Origin of the sequence: Nocardia sp. NPDC052566 (assembly GCF_044547285.1) — a bacterium.
GTDB lineage: Bacteria > Actinomycetota > Actinomycetes > Mycobacteriales > Mycobacteriaceae > Nocardia.
Genome location: NZ_JBIUAF010000007.1, coordinates 40,432 through 51,304 on the forward strand (window position 1 = coordinate 40,432; position 10,873 = coordinate 51,304).

At 62.3% G+C, this 10,873-nt stretch carries 14 protein-coding genes; 11 read left to right on the top strand and 3 right to left on the bottom strand.

The features are described 5' to 3' along the window. Together ACIG5A_RS34885 and ACIG5A_RS34890 are read right to left on the bottom strand one after the other, a co-directional pair. Positions 1–366: a PadR family transcriptional regulator gene (locus ACIG5A_RS34885; RefSeq protein WP_397248112.1), complete on the bottom strand. Its 366-nt coding sequence runs from the start codon at positions 364–366 to the stop codon at positions 1–3. A gap of 225 nt (positions 367–591) precedes the next feature. Continuing rightward, positions 592–1,269, bottom strand: coding sequence for a flavin reductase family protein (locus ACIG5A_RS34890; RefSeq protein ID WP_397248114.1), 678 nt, complete (start codon positions 1,267–1,269; stop codon positions 592–594). A gap of 621 nt (positions 1,270–1,890) precedes the next feature. Here ACIG5A_RS34890 and ACIG5A_RS34895 point away from each other — a divergent pair. The 8 genes from ACIG5A_RS34895 (at position 1,891) to ACIG5A_RS34930 (ending at position 6,726) form a co-directional block, all read left to right on the top strand. Next, complete coding sequence (locus ACIG5A_RS34895) at positions 1,891–2,514, top strand: hypothetical protein (RefSeq protein ID WP_397248116.1); 624 nt, start codon at positions 1,891–1,893, stop codon at positions 2,512–2,514. Continuing rightward, positions 2,514–3,068 (top strand): hypothetical protein, encoded by a 555-nt coding sequence (locus ACIG5A_RS34900; protein ID WP_397248118.1) that lies wholly within the window; start codon positions 2,514–2,516, stop codon positions 3,066–3,068. Before ACIG5A_RS34895 ends, ACIG5A_RS34900 begins: the two co-directional genes overlap by 1 nt. A gap of 172 nt (positions 3,069–3,240) precedes the next feature. Beyond that, positions 3,241–3,753, top strand: a complete 513-nt coding sequence (locus ACIG5A_RS34905; RefSeq protein ID WP_397248120.1) for a hypothetical protein — start codon at positions 3,241–3,243, stop codon at positions 3,751–3,753. 60 nt (positions 3,754–3,813) lie between these two features. Beyond that, positions 3,814–4,335, top strand: coding sequence for a hypothetical protein (locus tag ACIG5A_RS34910; protein WP_397248122.1), 522 nt, complete (start codon positions 3,814–3,816; stop codon positions 4,333–4,335). 158 nt (positions 4,336–4,493) lie between these two features. Continuing rightward, complete coding sequence (locus tag ACIG5A_RS34915) at positions 4,494–5,024, top strand: hypothetical protein (protein ID WP_397248124.1); 531 nt, start codon at positions 4,494–4,496, stop codon at positions 5,022–5,024. A 147-nt stretch (positions 5,025–5,171) separates the two neighbouring features. Further along, the gene (locus tag ACIG5A_RS34920) at positions 5,172–5,696 is read left to right on the top strand and encodes a hypothetical protein (protein WP_397248126.1); all 525 of its coding nucleotides are present in this window, start codon (positions 5,172–5,174) and stop codon (positions 5,694–5,696) included. 171 nt (positions 5,697–5,867) lie between these two features. Then, positions 5,868–6,179 (top strand): hypothetical protein, encoded by a 312-nt coding sequence (locus ACIG5A_RS34925; protein WP_397248128.1) that lies wholly within the window; start codon positions 5,868–5,870, stop codon positions 6,177–6,179. Positions 6,180–6,471: 292 nt separating this feature from the next. Beyond that, positions 6,472–6,726: a hypothetical protein gene (locus ACIG5A_RS34930; RefSeq protein ID WP_397248130.1), complete on the top strand. Its 255-nt coding sequence runs from the start codon at positions 6,472–6,474 to the stop codon at positions 6,724–6,726. A 301-nt stretch (positions 6,727–7,027) separates the two neighbouring features. Here the strand turns inward: ACIG5A_RS34930 and ACIG5A_RS34935 are convergent, their stop codons facing one another. Next, positions 7,028–7,723 carry a hypothetical protein gene (locus ACIG5A_RS34935; RefSeq protein ID WP_397248132.1) on the bottom strand — a complete coding sequence of 232 codons (696 nt, stop codon included), beginning with the start codon at positions 7,721–7,723 and terminating at the stop codon, positions 7,028–7,030. A gap of 255 nt (positions 7,724–7,978) precedes the next feature. Between ACIG5A_RS34935 and ACIG5A_RS34940 the strand changes: the two genes are divergently transcribed. The 3 genes from ACIG5A_RS34940 to ACIG5A_RS34950 are packed head-to-tail and all read left to right on the top strand — an operon-like array spanning position 7,979 to position 10,848. Next, positions 7,979–8,989 carry a FecCD family ABC transporter permease gene (locus tag ACIG5A_RS34940; protein ID WP_397248134.1) on the top strand — a complete coding sequence of 337 codons (1,011 nt, stop codon included), beginning with the start codon at positions 7,979–7,981 and terminating at the stop codon, positions 8,987–8,989. Beyond that, complete coding sequence (locus ACIG5A_RS34945; RefSeq protein ID WP_397248136.1) at positions 8,986–10,032, top strand: FecCD family ABC transporter permease; 1,047 nt, start codon at positions 8,986–8,988, stop codon at positions 10,030–10,032. The genes ACIG5A_RS34940 and ACIG5A_RS34945 overlap by 4 nt, the downstream gene beginning before the upstream one ends. Before the next feature lie 3 nt (positions 10,033–10,035). Next, positions 10,036–10,848: an ABC transporter ATP-binding protein gene (locus tag ACIG5A_RS34950; protein ID WP_397248138.1), complete on the top strand. Its 813-nt coding sequence runs from the start codon at positions 10,036–10,038 to the stop codon at positions 10,846–10,848. Positions 10,849–10,873: the final 25 nt, after the last annotated feature.

Genomic DNA, 10,873 nt, shown 5'->3' on the forward strand with positions numbered 1-10,873 from the left:
TCATCCCTCCGCGGGCCGAATCGCGCCCGGCCCTGCCTGAGTCAGCTGCCAGATACCTTCCAGCGCGTCCACCACCGCGGCCCACTGCTTACGATGCTCGGCCAGTTCACCACGCCCCTGCCCGGTGATGCGGTAGTACTTGCGCCGCCGTCCGCCCTCGGGTGTATCCCAGAACGATTCGATATGTCCCACTCGCTCGAGCCGATGCAGCAGCGGATACAGCAGCCCATCGCTCCACTCGAGGCGTCCACCCGACAACTCGCCGATCTGCTTGAGAATCGCGTACCCGTAACTCTCCTCCCGAGCCAAGATCCCCAGCACGAGAGGCGTCGCGGAGGCCGCGACCAGATCCTTGGGTATATGCATCGCCCGACCACCTCCTTGAACCCTAGAACTGCTAGGGATAGTAGCTCTAGGTATCCGGTCGCGCCAGCCCTCCGGGCCGATCCGCGAGTCGTCCCCTACATTCGGAGCAGGGGTCGGTTTCCCTGCGCCGAGCGCAGTCGAATGGCCGTGCGATACGCCGGTACATGGGGCCATTCGACTGCGCTCGACGAAAGTCTCAGCGGCACACCGAGGTCTGCGGCGCCGTCAGGTGTGGGAGCGGGCTACGTCGGGGCTGAGGTAGGCGGTTTCCGGGATGTTGGCCAGGGTCGAGGGGGTGGTGCGGGGGCCGAGGCCGTAGAAGTGCTGGAAGCTCATGATGAGGGGGCGCCAGAGGTTGGGGTCTATCCGGTTGGTGGTGCCTGCCAGGCGGATTTCGTCGTGTGCCCATACGCGTTGGACGCGGACTTCCAGGACGACGATGTTGCCTTCCAGATCCTTGTCGCCCTCGGCGAGTGGATGCGCCGCTTCGAGTACGGCCTCCATGGCTACGGGGCATTCGGAAACTCGGGGTGGTGCAACGGTTTCCGACTCGACCGGATGCAGGCCGGAGGTGCCGAACTTGTCGGGTTCGTAGCGGTAGCCACGATCGTGCTTCCACTGCGGCACCGGGGTGGTGCCCGTGGTCATGGCGAGCCGGTCGACGGCGGGGGCGAGCGCGTCCGACGGCAGATTGAGCACGCACTCGCCGGTGCGGAGCAGATTGCGCACCGTCTGCGAGCGCGCGGCCATCCCGAGAATGCCACGCCAGCCCAGCCAGAACGCCGACGACATCGGCGCGAGATTGGGTGTGCCGTCCGGGTTGACCGTCGAGATCAGCACGACGGGTGTGCCCAGGTAGAGGATCGCGGGTTCGATGCGGGTATGTGTCGCGGTGAGTTCCACGCTCCCGAGCCTGCTGCACGAGATCAGTGGCGGCTGGCGGGAATTCGACCACGCGTTACCGAAGCGAAGCCGAACACGCAAGCCAGGTGGCAGCGGATGGTATGCGGGAAGGCCAAGCTGCAGTTGTCGGGGAACATGGCGGCCAGGGAGCGGCCAACACTGAGCACGGTAGCCAAGGTGCGACCAGCAACGAACGCAGCATCGAACAACCCGCACATGGAGCTGCTGATCCAGAGAATGTAGCCCCGGGCGCGCGTCCCACGAGCCCTGTACTAAAAACCGATGCGACCGTCGAACTCGCACAATCCCGAGTCGCGACCTCAGAGGCGGCGGCCGAGACGCCAGGCGCCCGATCGGCCCCATCGACACGACCTCGTACACCAGTCGAAACGCCTGGAGGAGCCACCGGCAAACCGACCGTCAACGGGAAACCAACCGTCGACACGACAAGCCCCCAGGTACCAGCAGATACGCGCGGATGACTTTGACGAACTCGCGGTACGAAACCGCGAACTACGCTCCAAAGGGCTCGATGACGTTCGGACGATAACGAGCAAAGACCCCGATCTGGACAAAACGCGTAAACCGCATAAACGCACACTCACAACCGTCCGCTATCACATGGACGATGGGAAAACTGGTGACTTGTTCGGCTACAGCTGGCGAAACCACGACTGGTCGCCAGCCGACAAGGGGCCGATTCGCCCGAGCAAAGACCGGAGGTTGTTTGAGGACAAGCCAGTCGCAACTTATGATCCGAAATCTCCAAATATAGAATCATTGCGACGCCAGCCTCGTACGAACGACTCGGAAGTTCAGTTGCTGGAAGAACTTGCTCGTAGGCATTTAGAGGACGTAAGCGGCTACAGCAGGAAACAGGTCGAGACTGCAATATGGCGGGCGGTCAAGAAGGTCACCAGAGACATCGAAAATGGACGTGTCACATACGAAGCGGGCGTGCCCGGCGAGATTGCCCGCACCAAAGACCGTGTCCTGGAAGCCATCAACGAGCTGAACAAGATCGGCCTGCGCGACGCCAACCGAGCCGGAACCGAATACGTTCCTGTCACTGTCGGAGATATCACAGGCGACGTCCGACTGGTGATCGACTTTCCACATGGGCGCAACTTCCCGGCGTACAGGCAGATCTGCGAATCTTGTTCCGATGTGATCGAGGCCTATCAGAAGGCCTTCCCCGGGATACGCTTTGAAGCACGCAACCTTACTCAGGAGAGACTGGGCTGATGATCAGCAATGAACGTACTGCCGTTGACGCGGTCCATGCGACCTTCGATCGAGTGATCGCTGAGGGCTTGAAGCCGGACGCAACGGCAGCTGCTTCCGACGAACAAATCGATGCTTGGGCCGCCGTGCAGGGCGTCTCGGTCGTCCCCGCGGCCGTTCGAGAAGTGTTGCGACTGATGGGACATGGACACAGCGTATGGTTCGCGGGCAGCGCGTTCGGTTTGGACACCGTTGACGAGGAGACCAAGCCAGACGCCCTTGGCGCATTGCCTCAGCTGCAGAACGCCATGGTTGATGCTGCCGGGATGCTGGTGCTGGTCGATCACCAAGCGTATCAGTATCACGTGATCGACGGCGCCGACCTCGCCCAACCCAACCCGCCTGTGTGGTTGATCAGCGAAGAGGAAATGGCCGAGGCGGTTTGGCCATCGGTTACGGACTGGTTCGATGCCAATGCACCACGAGTCAAGGACCAGCTTGAGCGCTTCAAGCGAATGCGAGAGTCCGGTCTCTGGGTCGACCCGGCACGATTGGCCTGTTACGAACTCGGCTAAGCGATAGGTTGGATGGATACTGTGCCGGATTTCGATGTGTCGTACTCGTATTCAGCTGCGATGCAGGGAGTCTCGATGCAGCCGCAACTTGCCCGGCATGTCAACATGTAGGTTTGTCGCGCTCTGGTGTGATGGCTGCGTGCCGGAAGGCATTCCCCACAACTAAAATTGAATGGAGCGCAAGACTGTGGCGATAGAGTCCGCGAATGAGTCTTCTGCGGTGATCGAAAATTCTTTCGTGTGGACGGTTCATATGGGATTGGATCTCGACAGGGTGGCGGGGGCGTTTGACGACGACATCACCGCGATGGCCGCAGATCAGGGCGTCTCTTGTGTTCCTGAAGCTGTGCGCGCAGTGCTACGATTGATCGGCGTGCGCCCAGGCCCCTATGAGCTGGCAGCCGGATCGCTCGGTGTAAATGCTGTAGGCACAGAATATAAGCGTCTAGCCGTTGAGCTGCTAGGTGAATTGCCGCTCGAGAAGATGCGGCTTACGGATCCGGAGAATGTTCTTGTCCTTGCAGTGTACGAGGATGAGGAGTTCAGCATAATCGACGGCTCTCGACTGCTCGATCCGAACCCTCCGGTGTGGGACCTTCGCGGCGACTACGATCTCAAGCAACGCTGGTCGTCGGTTACCGAGTGGTTCGCTGCAATGTCCGAAGAAGTTATCCGGATTCTTTAATGCTGATCGACTTCCGATGTCCAGCAATGAACCTACTTGGTCCATGCAACCTTCGATCGAGTGATCGCTGATGGGTTGAAGTTGGATACGACAACGGCCGCCACTGATGGCCAGATTGACGCCTGGGCGGCTGCGCAGGGTGCTTCGACGATTCCGCTGGCGGTACGGGAGGTGTTGCGGCTGATCGGGCATCGGCACAGGCGATGGCTTGCTGGGAGTGCGTATAGTTTGGAGGGCGTTGATAAGCAGACCAAGCGATCCGCGATTGCTCATCTGGCCGTGATGGAGCACAGCATGGTCGATCCTGCTGGGATGCTGGTGTTGGTCGAGCATCAGGCGTATGAGTTCTATGTCATTGACGGGGCTGACCTGAATGAACCCGATCCGCCTGTGTGGTGGATCAGTGAGCAGGAGGCGGCTGAAGTGGGTTGGTCGAAGGTGACAGATTGGTTCGAAGCCGTCGCCCCGAACGTCAAGGACGATATGGCGCGCCTCGAGTTGAAACGCCAGTCTGGCAGGAGAATCAGCCCAGGGTGGGCAGAATGCTACGATCTGGAGTGGTTGAAGAATTACAACGGCTAATCCTCCATGTGGGTAGGAGCAGAAGGTCATCGCCAAAGGCTGGCACCCTCTCGCTGGCTGTGAGGGCATAGAAGGTGCTTGTGTTGCGTTTATACAGGAGTGGTGAAACCCTGACCTGGTCAGAGTATTAACATCGATGATCAAAGAAGGCTGCGAGTTTGATTTCGATCCCCATCTATGAGGGTGATGCTGTTGATCGTGTGTGTTATCTCCGCGTCGACCATAGCACCGGCGCGTTCGAGGAAATGAATGAGGGCGATGCGTTGGGGCGCCCCACCCTGACGGTAGGGGCTTATTCTGGCTCAAGGATGGTCCAGAAGGTTAATTTTATTAACGGCGCAGCGGCAAATGTCGAGTATTTCGATGTTTCAACCCCGGAAGTGGCTCTTGAGTGGCATAGTGAAAACTTCGCCAAAGCTATCGGTCGTGCATGGAGTTCGTATGTGAGGAATGACTCGGGGTCTCGTCGAGTAGGTTACGTCGTATCGAACGGGCGGCGCACCTTCGGCGAGCTCATAATTGAGCAACTGGACGCCGATGACGATATTCTTTCAGAAGAGAGGCGCACGCCTGATGGACAGTTGATCGAGCGTCTCGAATATGGGTACGACGACGATAAAGAGATTGCCGAGACTCGCATTTATGGCAGGGATGGAAGTCTGATCCAGTTGGATCGGCATGATGACTAGGATTTCCTTGGAAAGTCTGTGGTCATCGAATTCGTGACGCATCCCATGTTGGGGTGAATTCGGCTCTCCTGACTGAAGCCATTGTCATAGTTGACGCCGACGGCGGCGCGCGAATGGCCACATGCGGAAATCCAAAGGCGGTTTACCATGATTACTTCATTCCCTCCCGTTGGGCAATGTATGGATGATGCTCTCAAAAGATTAACTCGCTCACGTGATATTGACGCGTCTAACTCCGGCGAGAACGCTATCCGCATTACACTCTTTGCTGATGCGATGACGGCATTGGTAGGGGTTCATATTGGCATGTCTGCGGGTTTTGCTCCGAGCTCATCGGAACTTGATTCCTTTCGATTCAAAGTGGCAGCCCTCGTTCAAGCTAACAGCCGCAGTCTGTTTTCCTACGTGCACCGCTCGGTAGACTCAGCTATCCGTTCGAGAGTGGATGGATGGTATGACCCTTGTCTACGACGCTCGGCAATTCAAATACTGTTGGATGAGTTTCCGGGAGCTGCGGACGCTTTCGATCAAGAGGATCGAGAATCCATCGAGGAGATGGATGAATGGCTGCGAGATCGTGCGCCGGATATCCTTTCTCTGCCTGAGCGGATTATTCCCACCGGGTTACCGGCAAGCCATTGGTGGTGGCGCCTTCCAGCTGCAAATCTGTAAAAGCGCCTACCAGAGGGGACAGCCGAGGCCGCCGCTTGATGACGTATCGCACTACTTCAGCATGGGCAAGAATTCTGCATATCTTCGACTCGACGACTTGCCTACTCCGATGAAGGTGATGATCGAGAAGTATATTGAGAAACCGTGACGATCAGTTGATTGGATGGAAGCATGGCGATTACATACGAGAATGCCCGCGAGTTGGTTCGTGCTCGACTTGAGCCGAATTGGATTCATGGAACATTCTGCTTGGACGATCGGGAAATAGTCGAGAACGATGAATTTTATGTTTTCAATGTTGGCGCGCGTGAGTACCTTGTCGGCGGAGATGCAGATTTCAGAATCGCGGGTGGGGTTCCGGTGGTGTATAAGGATACTGGAGAATTGGGTTCGCTCGCATCGGTCGTCGTAGCAACTGACCCTAGTGTTCGCGTCAGGCCGAATCCGAGCCCGATGTTCGACAGCGCGAAACGGTCTGAGTAGAACACCTATCCGCGATCGGGCTCGGTCTCCGTGAGCGAGCTGCACGGTTGGGAGAATGACATGGAGAACCCCATAGACCTGCTCAATCAACTATTGCGTCGACCGCCCGCCGAGGTCGAGCTGTGGCTGCGGCGGTCGGGGGTGCCCACTGGCTTCAACTGGCTCGGCCTGGCAGGGGTGGCTGGAAACAACGCGACGCGCGGAGATGGGGGTCGCAGCCATAACGGCACGCCCCGACGACCAATCATCGCGCAGACCAGGAGAATTCGACACCGATGTCTGGATCGATCGGTTGACCAGCAGCGGGCACTTCGCCAGCACTCGCATCGAGCAATTTTCCTGGATGATCGAACTGAGCGCCGAGCAGATCCACGACCTGTTCACCACCTTCAGCAACTGGACGGCTGCCGAAGTCGACGAAGCAGCCCAAGCCGCGAACGGTCTCGGCGGCAATGTCGTCGAACACTACGTCACACCGCTGATCATTCTGGAACGCGTCGCAACCGACGACGACTCACAGCAGACCGCGGAAATGCCATCGAACTGAGACGGTCACCGCTGGCCACCCCGTGAGACAACCGAGAAACACCCAGGTCACGCCGTCGGCATTGGCCACGAATTATGAGACCCTACACAACAGAACCGGGGCACTCCGCGTAGCTTTCCTACTCGGGGTGCCCCGGTTCTTTGCTCTATCGTGATTGCTACGACAGCGGGTCGCGACGGCTTGGCGACGAGCGCCCACGATGTTCAGGCCGAGATAGACCGACCAGGCGCTGTGGCCAGAATCACATTGCCGATGAAGTTGCAGGTCAGGCGGCTATCCTCATCTATTTTCCCAGGTCAGATCACTTCCCCGGGAAAGGTGAGTTGATGGTGGTGAAGTACTGGACGGCCGCCATGATCGCGACCGGGGCGGTGATCAGGATCTGGCCCGCGACGGTGCCGAGGGTGCCCATGGCGAGGATGCCCGCGATGCAGCCGACGGCGCCTGCGGGGAACATGCCGATGATGGTGGGGGAGGCGATGCCGGCGCCCGCGATGCCACCGAGGATGCAGCCGACGGCGGCGCCGCCGATGCCGCCGACGAGGGTGCCGATGCTGGCGCCGAGGGAGATGGTGCCGGTCATCCGGCTCCATGCGGCCTGTTCACGGTCGTATTCGGACTTCCACGGCGCCTTGTCCTCGTACGGCAGGGCGACCGGCTTGTACTGCGCGTGCGCCAGATCGAACTGCGGGGTCAGTGTCGCGGTGCGACCGGTGATCTCGGCGGCGATGGGAAAGAGGAATTCGTCGACCCGGAAGCTCAATTCGGTGCCCGCGACGGTGGTGCCGTTGGCGGCCTTGATCTTGAACACGCCGTCCTCGACCGCGAGCGAACCGGCGTCGGTGCTGATCACGGTGTTCGTCTCGGTCTTCGTCTGCGTGACATTGATGGCGCCCTGGTCGGCTGCTGCCTGCGGCGCGGCGTAACCGGCGGCCGCGGTGATCGTCAGCGCGGTGCCGACAGCGGTTGCCGCCAGTACGACCTTGGTGAATTTCACGTGCGATGAACCTCTTTCTGTTCCCTCATCACGGCATGCGCCGTAGACCCGACACCAAGGCATTCCAAATGCGGTGTGGGCCAATGAATTCGACATCGTCCAGTGGCGTCCGGATGCTCGGCTAGCCATCGCCAGATCGCGGCGACGCGACAAACCGGACACGCGACAGACTAGGGTAGGTAAGCCTAAGCTTTCAAGACCTTCGTATGCCGAAGCTTTGCCACCGACGCTCGAATCCTTGGAGAGAACAACGCGATGGACAGTCCGCCCGCACGCCTGCGGCGCTGGTCGGGATGGTTGCTCGCGGCCGCCGTCCTAGCGCTCGCCTGCCTGCTCAGCCTGCTGGTCGGCACGAAATCCATTCCGGTTGCCGATGTTTGGACCGCGCTGTGGGGCGACGACGGCTCACCCGATCACCTGATCGTCACCGGCTACCGTGCGCCGAGGACCCTGATCGGGCTACTCGCCGGTTTCGCCCTCGGCGTCGCGGGCTGCCTCATGCAGGGCCTGACCCGCAACCCCCTGGCAGACCCCGGCCTGCTCGGCATCAATGCCGGCGCGGCGTTCGCGATCACGATCGCGGTCGCGTTCTTCGGTGTCACCGAGATCACCTCGTACGTGTGGTTCGGTTTCGCCGGGGCGGCACTGGTCTCGCTGGTAGTCTACCGGCTCGGCACCGCGGGCAGGCAGGGCAGCGATCCGGTGCGCCTGACCCTGGCCGGCGTCGCGGTCACCGCCGTGCTGTCCGGGCTGACCAAGGGCTTGATCCTGCTGAACGCCACCGCATTCGACCAGATGCGGCAGTGGGATTCGGGTTCGCTCACCGATCGCGGTTACGGCGTCATCGCGGGCGCCGCCCCGTTCATCGCCCTCGGCCTGCTCGCCGCGGTGCTCGCCGCGCGCTCGCTGAACGCGCTCGCCCTCGGCGACGATCTGGCGCACGCGCTCGGCGTGCACGTCACCCGTACCCGCCTGCTCACCGCCGCCGCGCTGACGCTGCTGTGCGGCACCGCGACCGCCGCGGTGGGCCCGATCACCTTCGTCGGTCTCGCGGTGCCGCATATCGCCCGCTGGATCGTCGGCCCCGATCAGCGGTGGATCGTCGCGTATTCGATGCTGCTCGCGCCGATTCTGGTGCTCACCGCGGATGTGCTCGGCCGCGTCGTCATTCGGCCGGACGAGATACCCGCGGGGCTGGTCGCGGCGTTCCTCGGCGCGCCTGCGCTGATCTGGCTCGCCCGGCGCGCACGGGTGAGTTCGTCATGACCGGAATAGATTTCGGCCGGTCGGTCATGGTGGTGCGGTCGCGCGGTGTCAGCGCGCGGGTTGGCGTCCGCACGCTCGTGGTGTGCGCGGTGCTGCTCGGCGCGGCGCTGGTGGTGGCCGTGTTGTCCCTCGGCACCGGCGATTACGCGATCGCGCCGGACCGGGTGCTGCGCGCGCTGTTCGTCGGCGATCAGCGTTTCGATCGGCTGGTGGTGTGGCAGTGGCGGTTACCGCGCGTGATACTCGCGCTCGCGCTCGGCGCCGCGCTCGGTGTCAGCGGCGCGATCCTGCAGTCGGTGACCCGGAATCCGCTGGGCAGCCCCGATATCGTCGGCTTCAACACCGGCGCGTACACCGGTGCGCTGATCGTCATCCTGACCTTCGGCGGCGGCCAGCCGCAGACCGCGGCCGGTGCGCTGATCGGCGGGCTCGGCGCGGCACTCGCCATCCAATCGCTCGCGTTCCGGCACAGCGTGACCGGCCTGCGCCTGATCATCGTCGGCATCGGCGTGAGCGCCATGCTCGCCTCGGTGAACGCCTGGTTGATCCTGCGCGCCGATCTGCCCGCGGCGATGTCGGCGGCCGCGTGGGGCGCGGGTTCACTGAACGGGTTGTCCTGGCCGCAGGTCGGGCCCGCGCTGGTCATCCTCGGCGGGCTCACCCTCGTCCTGATTCCGGCCGCAGGGCGGCTGCGGGTCCTCGAACTCGGCGATGATCTGGCGCGCGCCTTCGGCATTCGGGTGGGCCGGGCGCGGCTGCAGCTGATCGTGCTCAGCGTCGCGCTCACCGCGGTGGCCACCGCGATCACCGGCCCGATCGCGTTCGTCGCTTTGGCCGCACCGCAATTGGGCCGCCGATTGGCCCGCACGCCGTCGACCGCGCTCGCCCCCGCCGCCGCCATGGGTGCGCTGCTGCTGGTGACCTGCGACTGGGTCGCCCAGCGCGCGTTCGCGCCGACCGCGCTGCCGGTCGGTGTGGTCACCGTGTCGATCGGCGGTCTGTACCTGGCGTATCTGCTGGTGGCCGAGGCCAGAAGGAGTTAGAGGATGCACGACGCGACACAGGCACGGCTGCGGGCGGACCGGGTCCGGCTCGGCTACCGGGGGCGCACGATCAGCGACGAATTGTCGGTCGATGTTCCGGACGGCACCTTCACGGTGATCATCGGCCCGAACGCGTGCGGTAAATCCACGCTGCTGCGCGCGCTGGCCCGCTTGCTCGCGCCCGAGTCCGGGTCGGTGCTGCTCGACGGCAAGGCGATCACCGCCTATCCGGCGAAGGAGGTGGCGCGCCGGATCGGGCTGCTGCCACAGACTTCCACCGCGCCGGACGGCATCAGGGTCGCCGATCTGGTGGCCCGCGGCAGGTATCCGCACCAATCGCTGCTGCGGCAGTGGTCACGGGCCGACGCGGACGCGGTGGCCGCGGCGATGGCCGCCACCGGCGTCACCGACTTGTCCGCGCGCTCGGTCGACGAGCTGTCCGGCGGTCAGCGCCAACGGGTTTGGATCGCGATGGTGCTCGCGCAGGAGACGCCCATCATCCTGCTCGACGAGCCGACCACCTATCTCGACATCGCCCACCAGATCCAGGTGCTCGACCTGTGCCGTGCGCTGAACCGGGAATCCGGCCGCACGATCGTCGCGGTGCTGCACGACCTGAACCAGGCGGCGCGCTACGCCGACCATCTCATCGCGATGAAGGACGGCGCGGTGATCGCGGCGGGGCCGCCGAAACAGATCGTCACCGCCGAACTCGTGCGCGAGGTCTTCACGCTCGGCTGCCGCGTCATCGACGATCCGGAAACCGCTGCGCCGCTGGTCATTCCGCTTGCCGAGCAGGCGGCCCGAGTGAGCTGAACGGCACAATGCGGACGAAGCTCAC